The sequence below is a fragment of the Agrobacterium sp. CNPSo 2736 genome (genome assembly GCF_004005385.1).
Lineage (GTDB): Bacteria > Pseudomonadota > Alphaproteobacteria > Rhizobiales > Rhizobiaceae > Agrobacterium > Agrobacterium leguminum.
On record NZ_RZTX01000003.1, the window covers coordinates 33,863 to 56,078 of the forward strand.

A 22,216-nucleotide genomic window follows, 5' to 3' on the forward strand; every position below is an offset into this window, starting at 1 on the left:
ACTGGAATTCAGGAGCGGAAACCATGAATATTTCGACAGGCATAAACATCAAGGGCAAAGACGGCGAGCAACTGACCTTCTCCGTTGGCGGCATGGATTGCGGCAGCTGCGCGGCGAAAATCGAAACCGCGCTTTCCCGCCTGCCGGGCGTTGCCGACGTCAAGGTTTCCGTTGCGCGCGAAAGGCTGAACCTTTCGCTCGCCGAAAGCAAAACCTCGGTCGAAAAAATCGAAGACACGCTGCGTAAGCTCGGATTCAAACCCGCTTTGCTGCCGCAGGAAAAAGTCTCCCGCGCAAAAGTCGAGGCGGATCATCACGGCCACGACCATGATCACCACGATCATTCGTCCTGCGGCGGCCACCATGCCGATACCGGAACGAGCGCCGACAACAGCAATGCGCTGACCTTTTCGGTCGGCGGCATGGATTGCGGCAGTTGCGCGGCCAAGATCGAGACCGCGCTTTCCCGCCTGCCGGGTGTTGCCGACGTCAAGGTTTCCGTTGCGCGCGAAAGGCTGAACCTTTCGCTGGCCGAGAGCAAAACCCCGGTCGAAAAAATCGAGGACACGCTGCGCAAGCTCGGTTTCAAACCGGCCCTGTTGCCGCAGGAAAAGACCGCGCGAGAAAAGGCCGCAGATCACGATCATGACCACGGGTCATGCGGCGGCCATCACCACGACCACGATCATTCAGATCATGACCATTCGGGGCATGACCATTCCGCGCACGATCACACGTCCTGCGGCGGGCATGATCATGACCACTCCAAGCATGACCATTCTGGTCACGATCATTCCAGCCACGACCATGCGGGCCATTCGCATGGTTCCGCTCCGGCGGCTGCAGACCAAAGCGCGGAAGTGGGACACGCCCATGGCGCGGATGAAAAAGGCGCGTGGTGGCGCACCGCAAAGGCGCGCAACACCTTCACCGGCACCGTTCTGGTCGCCATCGCCTATGCGGCGGAACTGAGCTTCCCGGCATGGGGCGGTTACGCCTTCATCATCGCCACGCTGGTCACGCTCTTCCCCATCGCGAAGAACGCCTTCAACGCCGCCCGTTTCGGCGCGATCTTCACCATCGAAATGCTGATGACGATTGCCGCCATCGGCGCGATCATCATTGGCGAGGCGGAAGAGGCGGCCATTGTCGTGCTGCTGTTCTCCGTCGGCGAATTGCTGGAAGGTTTCGCGGCTGCCCGCGCCCGCTCGGGCATCAAGGCGCTCGGCTCGCTGCTGCCGAAAACGGCGCTGGTGGAGGAAACCGGCGCGCTGCGGCAGGTTGCCGCCGATCAGGTGCGCATCGGTCAGGTGGTCGTGGCGCGTCCCGGCGACCGCATCGCGGCTGACGGCATTGTCATGGAAGGCCAGTCCAGTGTCGATGAATCGCCGATGACCGGAGAGAGCATTCCCGTCGCCAAGGAAAAGGGCGCGCGCGTCTTCGCCGGCTCGATCAACCATGACGGCTCGCTGCGCATCCGCGTCGACCGCGCGCCGGAAGACAACACCATTGCCCGCATCATCACGCTCGTCGAGGAAGCACAGGATGCCCGCGCCCCGACGGAACGCTTCATCCAGAGCTTCTCGCGTTATTACATGCCGCTGATCGTGGCGATCTCGGTGCTGACCATCATCGTGCCGCCGCTTGTCGGCCTCGGCGACTGGGATACCTGGATTTATCGCGGTCTCGCCCTGCTGCTGATCGGTTGCCCCTGCGCGCTGGTCATCTCGGTTCCCGCGGCCATCGCCTCCAGCCTTTCGGCAGCGGCACGCCATGGCATGCTGGTGAAGGGCGGCGCGGTCATCGAAATGCTGGCGCGCACCGAAACCGTCGCCTTCGACAAGACCGGCACGCTGACGCTCGGCGAACCTGTCGTGACCGACGTGGTGGCGCTTGACGGCAACGAGGCCGAGCTGATTGCGCAAGCCGCAACGATCGAGCACGAATCGAGCCATCCGCTCGCCCGCGCCATCGTCAATCATGCCGAAAAGCTGGGCGTGAAGCCCCTGCCCGGCTCCAACATCAAGGCGATTTCCGGTCGCGGCATGCAGGGCAATGTCGGCGGGAAAGACCTGTTCATCGGCGCACCGCGCTTTGCAACGGAAGTCGGCACCCTCTCGAAGGACCTTTCCGATCGCATTTCCGCACTGGAAAGCGAAGGCAAGACTGTGGCCGTCGTGATAGTCGGCGGGGTGGCAAGCGGCCTCTTCGCCATGCGCGATGAGCCGCGCAAGGATGCGGCGGAAGGCGTGAAGGCCCTGAAAGAAATGGGCATTTCCTCGCTGATGCTGTCGGGCGACAATGCCCGCACGGCGCGTGCCATCGGCAACAAGCTGGGCCTTGAGGCGCGCGGCGAACTGCTGCCGCAGAACAAGGTCGAAGAAATCCGCAAGCTTGCCGAAAAGAAGACCGTGGTGATGGTGGGCGACGGCATCAACGATGCGCCGGCCCTTGCGGCGGCAAGCGTCGGCGTCGCCATCGGTTCCGGAACAGACGTGGCGATGGAAGCGGCGGATGCGGCGCTGATGCGCAACAATGTCGGCGATGCCGCCCGCCTGATCGGCCTGTCGCGCGCCACCATGAGCAATATCCGCCAGAACGTGACCATCGCGCTCGGCCTGAAGGCGGTGTTTCTGGTGACGACCGTGACCGGCGTTTCGGGCCTGTGGCTCGCCGTTTTTGCCGATACCGGCGCGACGGTTCTGGTGACCGCCAATGCCATGCGGCTGCTCGGCTATTTCAACCGCAACAAGGGCTGACATTCCATTTGCGTGAAAGACGGCCGGGTCTCGTCAATCGAGGCCCGGCCGTCTCATTTACGGCATATTGACAAACTAATTGCGTCCAATAAATACCGCGTACCGCCGTTTCCACGCGCGTGACAATCGATTCCACGCGCAGGAGCGCTGAACTTGGCAAAGCATGGCTATAACCGCATCGCGTACCGCGCGATCAAGATCGGTGGAAACATCGCCAAGGTCATCTTTTCCATCGATTTGTTCATCCGGCCCGGCAGAAGAAAGACGCTTCCGCAGTATCAGCCTGCCAGACGCAGCCCGAAATCGGAAAAGGCCATTCCCCGCATCATCTGGCAGACGAATTACTCCAACCGGGTAACGACGCCGATCTATGCGAATTTCCTGTTCAACCGTTGGCTGACGCCGGAATTCGAATATCGCTACCATGATGACGAGGCGTGCCAGGCCTATATCGACCGGCATTTTCCCGGACGTTACGCCGACGCCTTCCGTCGCCTGCAGGTGGGCGCCGCCAAGGCGGATTTCTGGCGTATTCTGGTGCTGCTGCAGGAAGGCGGCATCTATCTCGATATCGATTCCAATTTTGCGGCCCGCCCCGAGGATGTAATCGGCCCGCAGGAAGAGGCCGTTTTCATCGCCATGAAAAGCGGCGAGATCACGAATTACTTCATGGCCTCCAGGCCCGGCCACCCGGCGCTCAGGCTGATGGCCGACCGTATTTCCCAGAATATCGAAGACGGAACGCTCACCAGCGTCTACGACATGACCGGCCCGACAGTGGTGCATGCCGTCGTCAAGGAACGGGGGCTGCCGGTCCGCAATTACCGCGAAATGTGCACCCAGGGGCAGTTCACTAACAAGCGCGCCCAATATGCCGACAAGAAAGACGGCGCATGGTGGGCGGAGCAGGCCAAGACGTCCATCGTCAAGAACTAGGGCATTTCCAGTAAAAGCACGAAGCGGTTTTACCGGACGTGCTCCTGAACCTCACGCGTTCCTAAAACAGCGGCACAGTTCGCATTTCAGACGAAGGCGTTGAAAAGGCGGATGCTTTCCTCCACCGCATGCGGCACCACGCCGTTATGGGTGCCGGGCAACAGCTTCTTGTCGACCTTGAAGCCGGATGTCAGGGCGCGATCCACGAAAAGCTGGTGATCGGCATCGAAAGGCCGCTCCTCCGTGCCGCGCAGAAGCAGGGCCGGACATTTGAGGCTGGGGCCGAAACAGACGGAGGAGCGCATGATGAATTCGCGCTCGTCGGTCTCGTCGAAACAGATCTCGTCGCTATAGCGGTTGAAGTAACGCCAGGAATTGACGCCGGCGGAGATGGGTGTCGCAGCGCGGAACCTGCGGCTCATGGCGGCCAGAAGCGTCAGCGTGCCGCCGTTGGAATGGCCGGCGATGAAGAAACGGTTTCTGTCGATGCCGGGAAGGTTTTCCAGATAGGTGGCCGCCGCCAGCGCATCCGCCGTTTCGTCGTAGAAACCGGAATAATTGCCGCTCTGGCCGTTTTCACCACGGAAGGACGGCAGAAGCACGACATAGCCCGCTTCCCAATAGGGCTTCATCAGCGCCCAATGGCCGTCTCCGGTGGCGTTGCCGCCATGGAGGAAAAGTACGGCGGGCTTCAACGTTTTTGACGGCTGGTAATGGGAGAGCCAGGCGACAAGTTCGATGGAACCATCCGGCCCGCCGGGATAGGTGACACGTTCCGCCCCGGGCGGCGTGCCGAGCGCCGGGGATTTTTCCGGCGCAGCCATTTTTCGCAAGAGATGGGTGTGGAACCGTTTGCGCGCCTCCGCATAATCCTGCCGCTCCAGCGGCAACACCTCGGGCGCGGCAATGCCCGCTTTCGCACGGAGCGGTAAAAATGCAGCCGCTGACAGCCCCATGGCGCCGGCCAGCAGGCTTCGCCGCGTCAGGCTCGGCAAGATGGCGCCGCTCTCTTCCTGTCCGAAGGCTGAGGAAAGAAAGCGTTTGTCTGCCATATGGTCACCTGAAGGGATGGTTGTAACAGCAGTTCAACACTGCGGCGGGAGGCTGTCCAATCACGGATTCGCGAATGACAACAATGTATTCGCAGCCATCATGGCAATTTCTGGACAGCTTCTTCCCCATTCCCGCGCCTGCCACGGAGGATAAGGGGCGGCCAAGGCACCCTACACCTCTACAGCATCGATCATCGCCACCAGTGTCGAGAGCCTGTCCGCCTCCGCCGGCAGCTTGTCGGCACGCAGCCGCGCAATGCGCGGGAAGCGCATGGCGACGCCGGATTTGTGGCGGGTGGAGCGGTTGATGCCCTCGAAGGCCACCTCCAGCACGAAGCCGAAATCCGGCGTGGCGCGCACCGCCCGCACCGGGCCGAAACGCTCGACCGTGTTGTCGCGCACGAACTTGTCCAGCACCTCCAGCTCCGCATCGGTAAAGCCGAAATAGGCCTTTCCGACAGGCACCAGCTGCTCGCCATCCTCGCCTTCCGCCCAGACGCCGAAGGTGAAATCGGAATAATAGCTAGAGCGCTTGCCGTGGCCGCGCTGCGCATACATCATCACGGCGTCGATATTATAGGGATCGCGTTTCCACTTGAACCATGGCCCCTTGGCGCGGCCGGCCTGATAGGCGCTGTCGCGGCGCTTGATCATCACGCCCTCGATCACCGGATCGGGAGGGGCGGCGCGCAGCGTGTCGAGTTCCTGCCAGCTGGAAAAGCCGATCAGCGGCGAGAGGTCAAAACGGCCATGCGGTGCGTGCTCGATAATATCCGACAGGCGGCCGCGGCGCTCCAGATAAGTCTGCGCGCGAATATCGCTCTCGCCCTCGAACAGCAGGTCATAGGCGCGGATGAAGGCGGGATAATCATCCAGCATCTTCGCTGTGACCGTCTTGCGGTTCAGCCGCTGCTGCAGGTCGGAAAAGGTGCGGGTGAGATTGTTGGAGCGCGCTGTGCCGCCGATCAGCAATTCGCCATCCATCACGCCTTCGAAATCGATCGCCTCCAGAACATCGGGAAAGGCGCCGGAAATATCGTCGCCGGAACGGGAATAGAGTTTTCGCGTGGCGCCTGCGCGGGACAATTGCACGCGAATGCCGTCCCATTTCCATTCGGCTGCGTAATCGGCCGGGTCCAGCGCATCGAGATCGCCATCGGAAACCGGTGTCGCCAGCATCACCGAATGGAAGATGGCGGGCGTGGCCAGCACCGGCCGCTCCGCCCTGCCCTCAAGCCATGCGAAAAGCGGCGTATAGGGCGGTGTCAGCCCGTGCCAGAGGGTTTCGATTTCAGTGATGTCTTTCCCGGCGAAATCCGCCAGCGCCTGCCGTGCCAGCCGCGCCGAAACGCCGATGCGCAGGCTGCCGGTGGCGAGTTTGAGGAAAGCGAAACGCGAGGACGTATCGAGCCGGTCGAGCAGATGGCACACCGCGCCGCGTACCTCCGTGCGGCCGAGCGAATTCATCAGCGTGACGACATCGCCGAGGCGCGGGTCCTGCGCCTCGGAATCATCCGCGCCGCCGATATTGCCCCAGACCAGCGAAATGGTCTCGGCCAGATCGCCGACATAATCATAGGAATAACGGAACAGCACCTCGTCCATCCGCTCCAGCACCAGTTCGCGCAACAGGGCGGGTTTGACGCTTTTTAAGTCCAGCGTGCCGGCAATCGCCGCCAGCCCGTAACCCCGGTCGGGATCGGGCGTATCGCGGAAATAATCGGTCAGCAGCTTCAGTTTGCCGTTGCGCGAGGGAGTGAGAACGAGGCGGTCGAGTAGCGTGGCGAAGGCTTTCATCTCAATCCCCCTCATCCTCGTAACCGACAAGATGCAGCGGTTTGGCGGCGATGCCCTGCAACTCGCACCAGCGCACCAGCGCCTCCTCACGGCCATGGGTGACCCAGACGGCCTGCGGGGAAATTTCCTTGATCGTCTCCAGAAGTTCCGGCCAGTCGCAATGGTCTGATATCACCAGCGGCAGCTCCACGCCGCCCTGTTTGGCGCGTTGCCGCACCATCATCCAGCCGGAAGCGAAAGCGATGAGCGGCTCGTTAAAGCGCCGCGCCCAGCGCTCCTGAAAAGCCGAGGGTGGACCGACGACAATCGCGCCCTTGAAGGCGGAAGGATCGCTTTTTTCGAGCGTTGCGGGGCGCAGATCGCCGAGATCGATACCCTGCGAGACGTAATAATCGCAAAGCCGCGCCAGCGCACCGTGAATATAGATGGGATCGGAATAACCGTTGTCGCGGAGCAAGCGGATGACGCGCTGCGCCTTGCCGAGCGAATAGGCCCCGACGAGATGGGTCCGTTCGGGAAACTGCCGGATCGAAGTAAGCAGCTTGCCGATTTCCACGCGCGGCAACGGATGGTGAAACACCGGCAGGCCGAAGGTGGCCTCGGTAATGAAGACATCGCAGGGAACGGTCTCGAAGGGCGCGCAGGTGGGATCGACGCCGCGCTTGTAATCGCCGGACGCGACGATGCGCAGGCCGTTCATTTCCACCGAGATTTGCGCCGAACCCAGCACATGGCCGGCGGGATGGAAACCGGCGGTGACGCCGTTCACCTCCACCCTCTCGCCGAAAGCGACCGCCTGCTCGCTGCCGCAGAAATCCTCGCCGTAACGGATGCGCATGATATCCAGCGTCTGGCGCGTGGCCAGTACCGCGCCATGGCCGGCGCGGGCGTGATCGGAATGGCCATGGGTGATGAGCGCCCGTGCCACCGGGCGCACGGGATCGATATAAAAATCGCCCGCCGGGCAATAGAGGCCCTTGGGCGTGGAATTCAGGAGCTGTTCCGGCTTCATATTCATTGAGATAGGGCCGCCCGCGCGAATGTAAAGTGCTGCGAGCATAACGCGGAACGGGCGTTAAATTTCCAGTGGCGGTGTTTTTGTTTTACGGGACCCATGGTGGTGAGACGCATTGCACGACCCCTCCTTTCCCTCATTCCTGTGCTCGTCACAGGAATCCAGCCAACGCGCGTCCGCGCGGTGGGAAGAGTCTTTTCAGCCCAAGGACTTGGGCTGGCTGGATCCCTGTGACAAGCACAGGGATGAGGGTATGGTGAGCAACGTGAACAAGGTGCGTCAATCCCATCGCACCGTCTTAGGTGACAGCTCTTACTCCCCCGCCCCTTCGGCCGGCTTTGCCTGCACCGCCGCCGGCAGTCGCACCGGTTTCAGCATCAGCGCCGCCGCAAGGCCGATGGCGGCGGTTGCGGCGGCTGCGAAGAAGAGCGGCGTAAACGCATCCGAATAGAGCGAGGCGACGGCGGCCTGTGAGGCGGCCGGGAGTTCGGAGAGCATTTTCGGCGTCAGTTCTTCGATCTTGCCGACGCCGGGAATATCGACCGCCACGCCCTTGAGGCTCGACGATACGATGGCGCCATAGACCGAAATGGCAATGGCCGCACCACCCATGCGGGTCAGCGTCACCGCGCCGCTGGCTGCACCGATATCCGCCTTGGGCGCGGAATTCTGCACGCCGATGATCGGCGCCTGCTGGCCGAGGCCGACAGCAAAGCCTTGTGCCAACATGAGGACCGCGATCATCCAAAGCGGCGTTCCGGCATGCATCTGCGTGAACAGCAGCATGGCGACGAGGTTGATGGAAAGACCCGCCACCGAGAAGGGCTTGTAGACGCCGGTGATCGAGATCAGCCGTCCCGCCGAAAGCGAGCCCATGACGATGCCGCCGGTGACGGCGATGAAGAACAGGCCGGCATGGGAGGGCGAAAGCCCGGTCGTGGTCTGCAGGAACAGGGCATAATAATTGACCATGCCGATACCGATGCCGCCGCTGGTCAGCGACACGATCATCAACAGCGGAAAGGTGCTGTCCTTGAAGAGACGCAGCGGCACGACGGGTTCCGGCGCGCGGCGTTCCACCTGCACCCACAGGAAAGCGGCGATGACGGCGAAAGCGATGATGCCGAGGCTGGGGCCTGCGATCAGCGAGCCGAACAATTCGCTGCTGTCAGCCCAGAAGACCACGCTGGCAATGGTGGCTGCCAAGAGGACCGCGCCGAGATAATCGATCTTCGGCTGGCGCGCCGGACGACGGTAGGGCAGCATCAACGCAAGACCCGCAATGACGATAATGCCGAGCGGCAGGTTGATGAGGAAGATCGACCGCCAGCCGAACAGGTCGCTCATCGTGCCGCCGAGGATCGGGCCGACACTGCCTGACGCCATGATGGTGAGGCTGGAGTAGCTCTGGTAGCGGGCGCGCTCGCGCGGTTCGAACAGATCCGCATTGACGGAGAAGATCGACACCATGATGCCGCCGCCGCCAAGGCCCTGCAGAACGCGGGCGGCAATCAGCGAATCCATCGACCATGCCAGCCCGCAGGCGAGCGAACCGAGCGTGAAGATGACGACCGCCGCGATCATCACATATTTGCGGCCGAACAGATCGCCGAGCTTGCCATAAACAGGCATGACCGCGCTGGTCGCCAGAAGATAGGCCGAGCCGATCCAGCCGAAACGCTCCAGCGCACCGAACTCGCCGACGATGGTGGGCAGTGCTGTCGATACGATCTGGTTATCGAGGGTCGCCATGAACATGGCCAGCATCAGGAACAGAAAGACGATGAGCCTGCGCCGATGATCCGACACAAGCGGCGCCACGGGCGCGGTGGACATATCCATGAAAAATCTCGTTGGCTTCCGGCAGTTTTGCTGCGACAATTTGTGTGCTATCAGCATATATATGTCAATGGCAAGTTTTTGACATCTGTGCTATTGCCGCTAAATGTGATCGGAAAACAGCATCGAAAGGGACGATGAAGCGTGGCGACTGAGGAAAACTGGAACGAGGATCTGCCCGAGGACATCAAGCGGATCGGCAATACGATGACGCGCATGCGCATCATGATCGGCCGCCGCATCATCGGCCGCATGGCGCTTGCCAAGCTCGCTCCGGGTCTCGAACTCTCCCATATCGACGTTCTCGATATTCTGCGCCGGGCGGAAGGCGATGTTACCGTGGGTGCGATTGCCGAGGGCATGCGCATCGATCCCTCCCGCGGCAGCCGGGTGGTGGCGGATATGGTGGGGCGCGGCCTGCTGAAACGCGGCGTTTCCCAGGAAGACGGCCGCCGCAGCATTGTCGAAATCACGCCGCTCGGCACCAGTCTTTTGCAGGAAATGCGCCGGACGAAGATGAGCGTCATCGAGGACGTGATGGATGGATGGCCCGCGGAGGACGTGGAGACATTCGCACGCCTGTTCGAACGCTTTATCGACCGTTTCGAATATCGCCTGTCGCCGGATACGGACTTCTTCACGGATCAGAAAAAATCATAGTTGCCCCGGGGGTCTGCAACTTCACTTTAAGAGGGTGAGACCGTAACGTGCCGCGCATCTAACTGGCCAAGGGGTAACTTCGATGTTGACGATTTACGGTGTCTACCGTTCCCGTGCCACGCGCACGCTGTGGCTTGCGGGTGAACTGGGCATAGAATTCAAGCATGTGCCCGTGATACAGGCCCGCCGCCTTGCCGATCCGCTGGCTGCGGATGCGCCGCTCAACACGCTGTCTCCCGCATTTCTCGCCGTCAACCCGATGGGCACCATTCCCTGCATCGAGGATGACGGCATGGTGCTTTACGAATCCATGGCCATCAATCTCTACCTTGCCCGCAAATACGGCGGACCGCTCGCTCCCGTCGATCTGAAGGAAGATGCGGCGATGCTGCAATGGTCCTTCTTCGCCGCCACCGAAATCGAAACCAATTCGCTGAAGATTTCCTCCGCCATCGCCGAAGGCCTGTCGGAAAGCGATAGCGGCAAGGCCGTGATCGATGTCGCCGCCCGGCTGCTGAAGCGCCCCTTCCGGGTGCTGGAGCAGCATCTTTCCAGCCATGATTATCTGGTGGGCGACCGTTTCACCGTGGCCGATCTCAACGCGGCGGAAATCGTTCGTTACGCGCAGGGCCACAAGCCGCTGTTCGACGCCCATCCGGCGCTGAAAGCCTGGCTGGATCGTTGCCAGGCCCGCACGGCGTTCAAGACGATGTGGGACAGCCGGGCCGCCGAGGCGGCCTGAGCGGTTAAGCCCCTTACCCCTCCGTCATGCCGGACTTGATCCGGCATCCAGCCAGCCCAAGTCCTTGGGCTGAGAGGAGTCTTCCCGCCGCGCAGACGCGCGTCGGCTGGTTTCCGGCTCAGGGCCGGAATGACGGAAATACTGAGCCTCTCAGCCCCTCTCGCCCTCCAGCGCCCGCTGCACCGCCGGGCGGTCGTTCATGCGGCGGAAGTGGTCGTGCACTTTCGGGAAGCGGGCAATATCCACGCCATCGCTTTCCAGCCAGCCGGACATGACGAAAAGATAGGGATCGGCAACGGAATAGGCGGTGCCAAGAACCCATGGGCCGTGCAGCATGCCGTGCTCGATCAGTTCGAAGCACTCGCCCATGGTCTGCGGCACTTTCGCCTTCATATCCGCAAGCGAACTATTCTCATTCGCCCAGCGGCTGCCGCGCCGGCCATGCGCGTGGGCGACATGCACGGTGGAGGAAATGAAGGCGTTGAAGGACTGCATCAGCGCGAATTCGAAGGGATCGTCGAGCGGCGCGAGCTTCTTTTCCGGCGCCATCTGGGCGATGAAGGCGAGGATGGCGGGCGTCTCCGTCAGCACGCCGCTTGCCGTGGCCAATGCGGGCACGCGGCCCTTGGGATTGATCTTTAAAAATGCCTCGGAGCGTTGCTCGCCCTCCGCGAAGTTGACGCGGTGGGCCTTGTAAGGCAGGCCGGATTCCTCAAGCACGATATGGCTGGCGCGGGAGCAGGAACCGGGGGAGAAAAACAGTGTGAACATGGATATGCGACCTCCAAAGCAATGAAGCGCCCGCTTCTTCCTCATGCGGACGCCGTCCCTCGGCGGCCATGGGATGGCCGTCACACGCAGGGCACGTCATCATCGTGCCCGCAACCGGCCGCGTCAAAGGTTATTTAAAGCCCGACGACTCTGACATCGCCGACATGGATGCCGTTCCAGTTGCGCATCTGCCGGTTCGCCATGCCGCTCAAGGCCTGCTGCTCGGCGCTGCCTTCATCGAAATAGCGCGCAAGCAATGCCGAGACCATGGCTTCCGCCGCCCGCGTCGTGCCGTCTTCGCATTTCACCGCCATGGCAACGCCCTTTTCCGGCAGGGCGGCGACGAAGACGCCCTCCGCGCCGGTCTTTGCGAAGATTTTTCCCGGTGCGATCTGCATCAGTTTCGTGCAGGCGCGGCCGGTGCCCGCCACGTAAAAGGGTTCCGCCATGCAGGCCTCGACGAGACGGCGCGAGGCTTTCGCACGGCCCGCTTCCAGCCCCCTGCCCGTCGCCATTTTCGCGAAACCATGCGCCAGCCCTTTGAGCGGTACGGCATAGGTGGGGATGGAGCAGCCATCCACACCGCAATTGTCCTGGCCGAGAGCAGCACCCGTCAGGCTTGTCATCGTGGCGCGGATTTCCTGCTGCAGCGGATGATCGTAACCGACATAGCCCTTAGGGTCAGTGCCGGTGTGACAGCAGGCGCAGATGAAGCCCGAATGTTTGCCGGAGCAATTATTGTGAAGCGCAGTCGGCTTTTCCAGCGTGCGGGCCTGATGGATGATGGTTTTCTGGTCGGAAGACCAGTGCGCGCCGCATTCCAGCGTATCGGCATCCCTGCCCGCTTTCGCCAGCATCGAAGCGGCGAGCTCCACATGCGCGTCCTCGCCGGAATGGGAGGAACAGGCAAGCGCCAGTTCACGGTTGCCGAACTGATAGGTATCCGCGGCACCGCTTTCCACCAGCGGCAGCGCCTGCATGGCCTTGCAGGCGGAACGCGGGAAGATGCCGCGCTCGATATCGCCAGCCGAAAACAGTACGCCGCCATCGCCATCCACCACCACGGCAAGGCCCTGATGGCGGCTTTCCACGAGGTTGCCGCGGGTGACTTCGACGGTAACGGAATTGTTCATTTTCGCAGCCTCAAAAAATTCTGATTTCATGTGGTTGATACCGCAATTGATTTTTCGATGCACGGGGCTATCAGTGAAATTTGCAAAACGTCTGCTGCTGGCGATTGCCGTTATCTATCTGCTTCCCGCGCTGGCATCGGCCGGGCTGTGGGCCATGAAAGACCATCCGCGCGGCTGGAACGCCGCAAGATGGTCGTCCTCCGGCATGCTGCCGGCAGCGTCCAGCAACGGCGAAGCCGCCGTCTACGTCTTTTCCGCCATGACCGGCGGTTTCAAGGGCTCCGTCGCCAGCCATGCCTGGGTCGTGCTGAAAAAGCCGGGCGCTACGAGCTATGACCGTTACGACAAGGTGGGCTGGGGCACGCCGATCCGCCACAATGGTTATGCGGCGGATGCCTACTGGTATTCCAACATGCCGCGCCAGGTGGTGGCCATTCATGGCGCGGAAGCGGAAAAGCTCATCCCGAAGATCGAAAAGGCGATTGCCGATTACCCCTATGGCCAGCCGGGCGGCTACCGCATCTATCCCGGCCCCAACTCCAACACCTTCGTCGCCGATGTGCTGCGCAGCGTGCCGGAACTCGGCGTCGTGCTGCCGCCGGATGCGGTCGGCCGCGATTATCTGCCGGACGGCGCGTTTTACCACATCGCCGACGACTGGAAGGATGCAAGCGTTTCGCTCGGCGGCCTGTTCGGCATTTCGGCGGGTGCGCGCAGCGGTTTCGAGATCAATTTTCTCGGTCTTGTCGCCGGCATCGATTTCAGCCGGCCCGGCGTGAAGATACCGGGGCTCGGGTATTTCGGCGTGGCGGGCATTCGCGCATAAGCGGTTACGTTTCGCTGGCCTGAGCGGCGCGTCTGGCGCGAATGCTCTGGGCGATGAAGACCCGCGACAGGCCATGGTAAAGCGGCTCGCGGGAGAAAAGCCGCGATGTCAGATATCCGAGCATCGATGCGGCCATGATGGGCATGACGCCTTCGTGATTGCCGGTCATTTCAAGGATGATGACAAAGGCCGTCATCGGCGCCTGCACCACGCCCGCAAAATAACCCGCCATGCCGACGATGGCGCCAAGGCCGATGCTGGTGCCGAGCAAGGCGGCCATGGTGCTGCCGAAACCCGCGCCCACCGACAGCGACGGCGCGAAAATGCCGCCCGGAATGCCCGACATCATGGCCAAGAACGTCGCCGCCAGTTTTTCGATGAAAAAGAATGTCGGCGCGGCCTCGCCCTCGATTGCCGCGCGTGCCTGTTCGTAACCGGTGCCGAAGGTCGCGCCGCCAGTCGCAATGCCGATGATGGCGGAGGCAAGGCCGCAGGCGGCTGCGACCGCCAGCATTCGCTTCAGCGGCATGGCCTGCGCGAAGCGCCGGATGCGGGCGGAAAGACGCAAGGCGCCGGCGCTGAACAGCGCGCCGAACGCACCGCCGCCAACGCCGCAGACCAGAACCAGCAGCCAGTCCATGGCCGTTTTCGCCATCACCGAACTGGTGCCGAAATAGGTATAGCTGCCGACCAGCGCCAGCGAAGCGAGGCCCGACAGGATGACGGCGGTGAGAACGAGGCCATTGGCGCGGGATTCATAGGTCTTGCTCATCTCCTCGATGGCGAAGACGATACCGGCCAGCGGCGTGTTGAAAGCCGCCGCGATGCCCGCCGCCGAGCCAGCGAGAATAAGTCCCTTCGCCTGCGCCATGCCGCCCCAGCGGGCGGCCTGCAGCATGATCGAGGCACCGACCTGAACGGTCGGGCCTTCACGGCCGATGGAGGCGCCGGACAAAAGCCCGGCCACCGTCAGCACCACCTTGCCGAAGGCGAGTTTCAGCGACAGAAGCCGCGAACGGTCCGCATCTTCCCGCAGGTGCCGCGCGGCGATCGCCTGCGGAATGCCGCTGCCGCCGGCATTGGGGAAAACCGTGATCGCGAGCCATGCGCAGAGCGTGAAGCCAAGCGGCGTGATGATGAGCGGCAGCAGAAACGCCCATTCGCCCGATGAGGTTGCCGCGAAGAAAAGGTGCTGGGCTCGATCCGCAAGCCATGCAAAGCCGACGCTGATAAGGCCGACCGCAATCGCGCCAATCCAGAAAACCGCCCTCGGCCTCCACACCCGCCACGAACCCCAAACGACACGGGAACGGCGGAGCATCTTCAGCTTTTTGTAGTCGACAGGCATGGCGGTCCAGATCGGTGATTTTGACGGTCGTCACGAGGCAGGAAGCCCGTTTATCGGACTCCCGGACGGGGATTGCAAGGTTTTGCATTTGACAGGTGGATTGTATCGGCGCATTCTGCATCGCAATTGCAACGCACGGAGACCCAACATGAAAACGGCAACGATCCCTTCGCTGCGGGTGACGGCGGATTTTCGCGAGGCTGCTGAAAGCGTGCTGAAGGAAGGCGAGACGCTTTCCTCCTTCGTTGAGGATTCCGTGCGCAGGCAGGTGGAAATCCGTAAATCACAGGCAGAGTTCATTGCGCGCGGGCTGGCCTCGCTCGAAGAATCCAAACGGACGGGGATTTTTTATTCGGCCGAAGAGGTGCATGGGGAATTGCGGGCGATGCTCGCCGCCAAGAAAGCTGAGCGTGGCGAGTGACCTTCAATCTCCGGTACACGATTGCAGCCCGAGCGGACATAACCCGGCTATATGATTTTCTGCTGGAAAAGGATTTTTCGACGGCGGAAAAAGCCGTGGACCGAATCATTTCGACGATTGAGGGACTGAGCGAATTTCCTTTCGCAACGCGCAAGGCGCCTGGGGACAACGCACTCTTACGAGAACTGATCGTTCCGTTCGGATCTTCCGGTTACATCGTCCTCATTCAAATCGAAGATGCGGAAACCGTGTCCATCCTCGCGATCCGCCACCAACGCGAGGACGATTACCATTGATCCTTACCGGTCGCTGACGGCCGCGCGCGGGTTTACCCACGGTTCCTGATTGGAACGCGGCAGCGGGGTTTTGCCGAGAATGTGGTCCGCCGCCTTTTCGCCGGTCATGATCGACGGGCCGTTGAGGTTGCCATAGGTCACATGCGGGAAGATCGAGCTGTCCGCCACCCGCAAACCCTCCACGCCGATGACCCGGCATTCGGGATCGACGACGGCCATCGGATCGTCCCTGTCGCCCATGCGGCAAGTGCCGCAGGGGTGATAGGCGCTTTCCAGATGCTCCCGCAAAAAGGCGTCGATCTCCTCATCCGTCTCCACATTTTCGCCGGGCTGGATTTCCGGCCCGCGAAAATCGTCAAAGGCTTTCTGGCTGAAGATGTCACGCGTCAGGCGCACGCAATGGCGGAATTTTTCCCAGTCTTCCGGGTGGCTCATATAGTTGAAGCGGATGACCGGATCGTCATGCGGATCGGCCGAGCGCAATGTGACATTGCCGCGCGATTTCGACAGGTTGTAACCCACATGCACCTGAAAACCATGGCTTTTCGCCGCCGCCTTGCCGTCATAGGAAATGGCGACCGGCAGGAAATGATACTGGATATCCGGCTGCTTCAGACCGGGTGCTGAGCGCAGGAAGGCGCAGGCCTCGAACTGGTTGGAAGCGCCAAGCCCGCCTTTCGACAGCAGCCATTGCGCACCTGCAACGCCCTGCCAGAACCATGGCAGCCAGGAATAGAGCGAGACCGGCTTGGTGGAGACCTGCTGGAAATAAAACTCCATATGGTCCTGAAGATTTGCGCCCACGCCCGGACGATCCGCCTTCACCTCGATCCCCATGTCTTTCAGATGGGCTGCGGGGCCGATGCCTGAGAGCATCAGCAGCTTCGGTGAATTGAAGGAGGATGCCGAGACGATGACCTCGCGATTGGCCGCGATGGTTTCCACCATGCCCTTGCGCTCGATCTCGACGCCAACCGCGCGACCGTTCTCGATGACGATCTTGCGGGCGAAACCGTTGACCAGCGTGACATTGCCGCGCTTCAGCGCCGGTTTCAGATAGGCATTGGCGGCGGACCAGCGGCGACCATTGTGGATGGTCTGCTCCATCAGGCCGAAACCCTCCTGCTTGGAGCCGTTATAATCGTCGGTCAGTTCGAAACCGGCCTGCGCGCCGGCCTGAATGAAGGCGTGGAACAGCGGATTGTTGACCGGGCCGCGCTGCACATGCAGCGGCCCATCCGTGCCGCGCCAGCCCTCCTCGCCGCCATGGCTGTGTTCCATCCGCTTGAAGTAAGGCAGCACATCCGCATAGGCCCAGCCATGCGCGCCAAGCTCTTCCCAGCGGTTGAAATCCTCGGCATGGCCGCGCACGTAAACGAGGCCGTTGATGGAGGACGAACCGCCGATGACTTTTCCGCGCGGCGCCGTAATCCTGCGGTTGTCGAGGTTCGGCTCGGGCTCGGAGAGATAGCCCCAATTATAGCGCTTCATGCTCATCGGCCATGCGAGTGCGGCCGGCATCTGGATGAAGGGGCCGAAATCCGAACCGCCTGCCTCGATGACGATCACCGAATAACGACCGTCTTCCGACAGGCGATAGGCGATGGCGGAGCCTGCGGAACCCGAACCGACGATGACGTAGTCTGCTTGCATGATTTGCTCTCTCCGGTGAGCGTTGGTTCCGATTGATTGCTGGCGGGTGGGGCTTACCCCCCTTTGCCCTGCCGGGCATCTCCCCCTCAAGGGGGAGATCGATCTGCGGCGAGGTCGCGCCCATCTCGACGTCAGCGAATGAAGTGGCGGTGGCGCCGCTTGCCGATCTCCCCCCTTTGAGGGGGAGATGCCCGGCAGGGCAGAGGGGGTAAGCCCCACGCACCGCCCATCAATAAGGCGCGTCCACCTTCCCCGTGCTCACATAAACCGTCTTCAGCTCACTATAATGCTCCAGCGCCGCCGCCGAATTCTCGCGCCCGAAGCCGGATTGCTTGGAGCCGCCGAAGGGGATTTCGACCGGGCAGAGATTATAGGTGTTGATCCACAACGTGCCCGCCTCCAGCTGATCGACCACGCGATGGGCGCGGGCGAGATCGGCGGTGAAAACGCCGCCGGCGAGACCGAATTCGGTGGCGTTCGCGCGAGCGAGAACCTCGTCCTCATCATCGAAATCCAGCACGCACATGACGGGCCCGAAGATTTCCTCGCGGGCGATGGTCATGTCGTCGGTCACATCGGCGAAGACGGTCGGCTGCACATAAGCGCCCTCGCCCGAGACGTTGTTGGGAATGCCGCCGCCGGTGATGAGCGTCGCGCCCTCTGCCTTGCCCTTTTCGATATAGGAAAGGACTTTCTCCTGCTGGGCCCTGGAGACCAGCGGGCCGAGATGGGTGGCGTAATCGAGCGGATCGCCGAGGATCATCGCCTCGGTGCGGCGCTTCAGATTGTCGAGGAAACGCTCCTTCGCCTTTTTCTGCACGAAGACGCGGGTGCCGTTGGAGCAGACCTGGCCGGAGGAATAGAAGTTGCCGAGCATGGCCCCGCCGACAGCGCTTTCGATATCGGCGTCGTCGAAGACGATCAGCGGCGACTTGCCGCCCAGTTCCATGGTCACGTGCTTGAGATGTCCGGCAGCGGCGGCGGCCACCTTGCGGCCGGTCGGGACTGAGCCGGTGAGCGAGACCTTCGCCACATCCGGGTGATTGACCAGCAGCGGCCCGGTATCGCGATCGCCCTGAATGACGTTGAACAGGCCCTTTGGCAGGCCGGCTTCAACGAGGATTTCGGCGATCTTCAAGGCGCCGAGCGGGGTGTTTTCCGAGGGCTTGAAGACCATGGCGTTGCCGGCGACGAGTGCGGGCGCCGCCTTCCAGCAGGCGATCTGCTGCGGATAGTTCCACGCGCCGATGCCGACGCAGACGCCGAGCGGCACGCGCTTGGTATAGGCGAAATCGCCGCCGAGGGGGATATAATCGCCGTTCAGTGCCGAAGGGGCGATACCGCCGAAAAATTCGAAGGCATCCGCGCCGGACGTCGGGTCTGCGACGATGGTTTCCTGAATGGGCTTGCCGGTATCCAGCGTCTCCAGCGTCGAAAGCGCATCGTTGCGCTCGCGCATGATATCGGCGGCGCGTTTGAGGATGCGGCCGCGGGCCATCGGGCTCATCGCCGCCCATTCCTTCTGCGCACGCTTGGCCGAGGCGATGGCGCGCTCGACGATGGCGGGCGTTGCCGCATGCAGCCTTGCGATCACTTCGCCGGTGGCCGGAAAGATGCTTTCGATGACAGCGCCGGTATTATCTTCGACATAGTCGCCGTCGATGAAATGCGAGGCTTTCGGCTGCGCCTTGAGCGGCGTCGCGATGGTCATGTCGAAGTCTCCTTAAAGAACGCGGATGGACGGCTTTTGGCGCTGTCCATCGGGAAAAGATTTGAGCTGCATGTCGAAATAATCCTCGACCAGCGCCGGTGCGGAGGCGATGCCGAGCGGCGCCGAGCGCAGGCTATGACGAATATAAAGCCCGTCGATCAGGGCCGCCGCCCCCTCCGCGATGCGCGCGGCATCGTCGGGCGGGCAGAGCCGGTTGAGGCTCGCCATGAGGTTGGAGCGCAGGCGGCGGGAATAAATCACCAGCAGGCGCCGGGTTTCCTCCGAACGCTGCGCCTCGACATAAAAGGCAAGCCACGCCGCCACCGTTTCGGGCGTGAACTGGTCGCTCTGGAAGGAGACATGCACGATGGCGCTCAGCCTTTCGCGCGGACCGGAAGCGCGGGTCAGCGCCGCCACGGCATCGCGCCTGAGATCGCGCAGCAGGCTGCGAATGGTTTCCAGCAGAAGCTGCTGCTTGCTGCCGAAATAATGGTGCGCGAGCGCCGCCGACACGCCCGCTTCCCGGGCGATATCCGACATCGTCACATTCAGCGAACCATGGTGGCCTATGGTGCGAAGCGCCGCATCCACCAGCGCCTTGCGACGCAAAGGCTCCATTCCGATCTTGGGCATGGGGGTCTCCTTGACGGATGGCAAATTATTCTTGATTGATCGATCAATCAATAAAAAACGCGCCATTTTATGTCGCTGATTTGCGATGGATCATACTTTCCACCGCCGGCGCGTGGTAGTTTCCCGTTCATCGGCCAGTGTGGCGAACCCCATGCCGCGTTCGGCTCACGCCGGAAAAACTAAACCGTGATTTACTGCGAATTGGGAATGGAACGCGTTTCGTGCTAATATCGCGGATGATACAAATTTCGCTGGAAGCGGCGCCAGACGAAAGACGATAAAAACGCCCGCCATAGACCACGACGGCATCCGATCCGCAAACCGGACATCGAAGAACCGTTCGCAGCGTTTAAAGAAGGGAGTGATATCATGCCAATGGTGACAGTATCGATTTCCCCGGAACAGGCAGCAAGAATGCGCGAGGCCGTGAATTGCGGCGCTTACGCATCCGGCAGCGAGGTCGTCAGGGCAGCGCTGAGACTATGGGCGGCCTCCGCCGAACATGGCGTCGGCGCAAAGTCCACGCAGCCTGTCGAAGCGGACCGGGAACGCATGAACGTTGCGGAACTTTATGCCGCGCACACCGGGCACATCCGCCGGGCATAAGGCCCGGCGTAACAACCTTCCATATTGAAAAGGTTGTAACAAAACGTTCATCAAAGCTTCACAGTCGTGAAAGCTTTTGTTGACCTGTAATCTGCGATTGTTCGCCGCAAAAGAGACGGGTTCCCGATGGCGCATTCCACACGGCGCGCCACCAAGGGACCGGCAATAGCGGAGAATAGAAATGCAGGCCGTCACGCTGGAGAACGATGTCATAAGGCGTTTTGCCTCCGGGCACATGTTTCCCATGGCGAAACTGGTGCTCGAAACGGCGTTTCAGCCGATTGTCGAGGCGACGACAGGCACGATATTCGGTTATGAATCGCTGATGCGCGGCCATGACCGGCTTGGTTTTTCCAATCCGCTGGCGCTTCTCGACCAGGCTGCCGCGGATGGCGAGTTGAAGGCCTTCGAGCAGATGCTGGCAAGCCGGGCGCTGGCGAAATTTTCCACCCTGCCCGATTTTTCCTCCGCTACCCTGTTCCTCAATCTCGATGTGCGGCTGATCCCGCATGGCGACGCCATTCTCGACAAGCTTGTCGGTCATCTGGCGCGGGCGGGCATTCCCGCCTCCTCCATCTGCTTTGAGCTTTCCGAACGTTTCGACAATACCAGCGTGCCGGAATTCACGGCGCTGATCGCCCGCATGCGCAAGGAAGGCTTCAAGCTGGCAATCGACGATTTCGGCGCCGGCCATGGCGAGATGAAGCTGCTGTGTGATTTCCCGCTGGATTACCTGAAGATCGACCGGCATTTCATCACCGGCGTCGACCAATTGCCGCGCAAGCAGCACCTCGTGCGCAACATCGTCAACATCGCCCATGTTCTCGGTGTGCGGGTCATTGCGGAAGGCATCGAAACGGAAGCGGAGTTTCTGACCTGCCGCGAATTCGGCGTCGATCTGGTGCAGGGCTGGCTGATCGCGAGGCCCACGGTCTTCACCAGCGAGCTGCCGGAGAGCTTTCCCCACATCAACCGCATCGGCGTGGCGCGGCGCAGCAGCCAGACGCTGGATGAGATTCTCATTCGCCGCGAAATAGAGCGCCTTCCCACCGTCTTCGAGCATGACAGCGTCGACAGCGTCTTCGAACTGTTCCGCAGAAATCCGCAGCAGGCGTTTTTCCCGGTTCTCAACGCCAATGGCGAACCGCGCGGCGTCATCAACGAATATCACCTCAAGGAATATATCTACCGGCCCTTCGGCCGCGACCTGCTCAAGAACAAGATCTACGAGCGTACCATTTCCCATTTCGTCGATCCCGCGCCGATTGTCGGTCTCGATGCGGATGCCGACCAATTGATGAACATGTTCGCCAGCATGGGCGGCAGCGCCTGCATCATTCTCACCGAAAACATGCGTTATGCCGGCATCGTTTCCGCCGCTTCGCTCATCAAGGTCATCAACGAAAAACAGCTGAAGATGGCGCAGGACCAGAACCCGCTGACGGCGCTGCCCGGCAACCGGGCGATCGGCGGCTTCATTGCCGACCGTTGCAGCGATGGCGACGAGGCGCGCTTCTTCTGCTATTGCGACTTCGACAATTTCAAACCCTTCAACGACAAATACGGCTTCAACGCCGGCGACCACGCCATCACCCTGTTTTCGGCGCTGATGCGCCGTTACTTCTTCGCCGGCGATTGTTTCCTCGGCCATATCGGCGGCGACGATTTCTTCATCGGCGTGCGTGACTGGACGGTGGAGGAGCTGACGGAAATCCTCGAGCGGCTGCTCAGCGATTTTCACGACGATGTCGCCGAACTCTATTCGGACGAGGACCGCGCCGCCGGCTGCATGAAAGGCCAGGACCGCCATGGCAATGAGCGGGACTTCGCGCTGCTGCGCTGCTCCATCGGCGTCCTCACTTTGCCGAAAGGTCTTATCATCGCCAATCCGGAGCGGATCGGCAGCGAGATTGCGGGTGTGAAGGCGGCTGCGAAGGAAAACGAAGGCGGTCTCGTCGTCCGGGTCTTCGGCGAGACAAATTGACACTCGTGACAAACGGCCTCCTTCCCTAAGCGGT

At 61.6% G+C, this 22,216-nt stretch carries 19 protein-coding genes; 9 read left to right on the forward strand and 10 right to left on the reverse strand.

From position 1 onward, the window contains the following. Positions 1-23 precede the first annotated feature (23 nt). Positions 24-2,759, forward strand: coding sequence for a heavy metal translocating P-type ATPase (locus tag EM858_RS06490; RefSeq protein WP_127756217.1), 2,736 nt, complete (start codon positions 24-26; stop codon positions 2,757-2,759). A gap of 153 nt (positions 2,760-2,912) precedes the next feature. After that, the gene (locus EM858_RS06495) at positions 2,913-3,695 is read left to right on the forward strand and encodes a glycosyltransferase (RefSeq protein WP_164865338.1); all 783 of its coding nucleotides are present in this window, start codon (positions 2,913-2,915) and stop codon (positions 3,693-3,695) included. A gap of 86 nt (positions 3,696-3,781) precedes the next feature. On the opposite strand, the gene EM858_RS06500 is transcribed toward EM858_RS06495, so the two are convergent. The 4 genes from EM858_RS06500 to EM858_RS06515 form a co-directional block, all read right to left on the reverse strand. Then, a complete protein-coding gene (locus EM858_RS06500; RefSeq protein WP_127756219.1) occupies positions 3,782-4,747 on the reverse strand; it encodes an alpha/beta fold hydrolase in 966 nt (321 codons plus the stop codon). Positions 4,748-4,918: 171 nt separating this feature from the next. Then, on the reverse strand, positions 4,919-6,544 hold the full coding sequence (locus EM858_RS06505) for a cisplatin damage response ATP-dependent DNA ligase (protein ID WP_127756220.1): 1,626 nt from the start codon (positions 6,542-6,544) through the stop codon (positions 4,919-4,921). A gap of 1 nt (position 6,545) precedes the next feature. Then, complete coding sequence (locus EM858_RS06510) at positions 6,546-7,556, reverse strand: ligase-associated DNA damage response exonuclease (protein ID WP_127756402.1); 1,011 nt, start codon at positions 7,554-7,556, stop codon at positions 6,546-6,548. Positions 7,557-7,871: 315 nt separating this feature from the next. Further along, positions 7,872-9,401 (reverse strand): MDR family MFS transporter, encoded by a 1,530-nt coding sequence (locus tag EM858_RS06515; protein WP_162936707.1) that lies wholly within the window; start codon positions 9,399-9,401, stop codon positions 7,872-7,874. 141 nt (positions 9,402-9,542) lie between these two features. On the opposite strand from EM858_RS06515, the gene EM858_RS06520 reads away from it, so the two are divergent. Together EM858_RS06520 and EM858_RS06525 are read left to right on the forward strand one after the other, a co-directional pair. Then, positions 9,543-10,058, forward strand: a complete 516-nt coding sequence (locus tag EM858_RS06520; RefSeq protein WP_003522221.1) for a MarR family transcriptional regulator — start codon at positions 9,543-9,545, stop codon at positions 10,056-10,058. 82 nt (positions 10,059-10,140) lie between these two features. Beyond that, the gene (locus EM858_RS06525) at positions 10,141-10,800 is read left to right on the forward strand and encodes a glutathione S-transferase family protein (RefSeq protein ID WP_003522220.1); all 660 of its coding nucleotides are present in this window, start codon (positions 10,141-10,143) and stop codon (positions 10,798-10,800) included. A gap of 150 nt (positions 10,801-10,950) precedes the next feature. Here the strand turns inward: EM858_RS06525 and EM858_RS06530 are convergent, their stop codons facing one another. Further along, on the reverse strand, positions 10,951-11,571 hold the full coding sequence (locus EM858_RS06530; RefSeq protein WP_080817456.1) for a glutathione S-transferase family protein: 621 nt from the start codon (positions 11,569-11,571) through the stop codon (positions 10,951-10,953). A 134-nt stretch (positions 11,572-11,705) separates the two neighbouring features. Continuing rightward, positions 11,706-12,704, reverse strand: coding sequence for an asparaginase (locus tag EM858_RS06535; RefSeq protein ID WP_127756221.1), 999 nt, complete (start codon positions 12,702-12,704; stop codon positions 11,706-11,708). Positions 12,705-12,777: 73 nt separating this feature from the next. On the opposite strand from EM858_RS06535, the gene EM858_RS06540 reads away from it, so the two are divergent. Next, the gene (locus EM858_RS06540) at positions 12,778-13,530 is read left to right on the forward strand and encodes a DUF3750 domain-containing protein (protein WP_164865339.1); all 753 of its coding nucleotides are present in this window, start codon (positions 12,778-12,780) and stop codon (positions 13,528-13,530) included. A gap of 4 nt (positions 13,531-13,534) precedes the next feature. On the opposite strand, the gene EM858_RS06545 is transcribed toward EM858_RS06540, so the two are convergent. Beyond that, positions 13,535-14,878 carry a chloride channel protein gene (locus tag EM858_RS06545; RefSeq protein WP_164865340.1) on the reverse strand — a complete coding sequence of 448 codons (1,344 nt, stop codon included), beginning with the start codon at positions 14,876-14,878 and terminating at the stop codon, positions 13,535-13,537. A 148-nt stretch (positions 14,879-15,026) separates the two neighbouring features. Here EM858_RS06545 and EM858_RS06550 point away from each other — a divergent pair, with 148 nt between their 5' ends. Then, positions 15,027-15,299 (forward strand): YlcI/YnfO family protein, encoded by a 273-nt coding sequence (locus EM858_RS06550; RefSeq protein WP_127756223.1) that lies wholly within the window; start codon positions 15,027-15,029, stop codon positions 15,297-15,299. Continuing rightward, positions 15,296-15,595, forward strand: coding sequence for a type II toxin-antitoxin system RelE/ParE family toxin (locus tag EM858_RS06555; protein ID WP_078051124.1), 300 nt, complete (start codon positions 15,296-15,298; stop codon positions 15,593-15,595). Before EM858_RS06550 ends, EM858_RS06555 begins: the two co-directional genes overlap by 4 nt. Before the next feature lie 3 nt (positions 15,596-15,598). Here EM858_RS06555 and betA read toward each other — a convergent pair whose 3' ends face one another. From betA to betI, 3 genes are all read right to left on the reverse strand, one after another. Beyond that, on the reverse strand, positions 15,599-17,248 hold the full coding sequence (betA, locus tag EM858_RS06560) for a choline dehydrogenase (RefSeq protein ID WP_127756224.1): 1,650 nt from the start codon (positions 17,246-17,248) through the stop codon (positions 15,599-15,601). A gap of 229 nt (positions 17,249-17,477) precedes the next feature. Beyond that, positions 17,478-18,959 (reverse strand): betaine-aldehyde dehydrogenase, encoded by a 1,482-nt coding sequence (gene betB, locus EM858_RS06570; protein ID WP_127756225.1) that lies wholly within the window; start codon positions 18,957-18,959, stop codon positions 17,478-17,480. 12 nt (positions 18,960-18,971) lie between these two features. After that, positions 18,972-19,592 (reverse strand): transcriptional regulator BetI, encoded by a 621-nt coding sequence (gene betI / locus EM858_RS06575; RefSeq protein ID WP_127756226.1) that lies wholly within the window; start codon positions 19,590-19,592, stop codon positions 18,972-18,974. A gap of 369 nt (positions 19,593-19,961) precedes the next feature. Here betI and EM858_RS06580 point away from each other — a divergent pair, with 369 nt between their 5' ends. Both EM858_RS06580 and EM858_RS06585 read left to right on the forward strand, forming a co-directional pair. Beyond that, positions 19,962-20,198 (forward strand): type II toxin-antitoxin system ParD family antitoxin, encoded by a 237-nt coding sequence (locus EM858_RS06580; RefSeq protein ID WP_035236784.1) that lies wholly within the window; start codon positions 19,962-19,964, stop codon positions 20,196-20,198. A gap of 181 nt (positions 20,199-20,379) precedes the next feature. Next, complete coding sequence (locus tag EM858_RS06585; protein ID WP_020812512.1) at positions 20,380-22,182, forward strand: EAL domain-containing protein; 1,803 nt, start codon at positions 20,380-20,382, stop codon at positions 22,180-22,182. Positions 22,183-22,216: the final 34 nt, after the last annotated feature.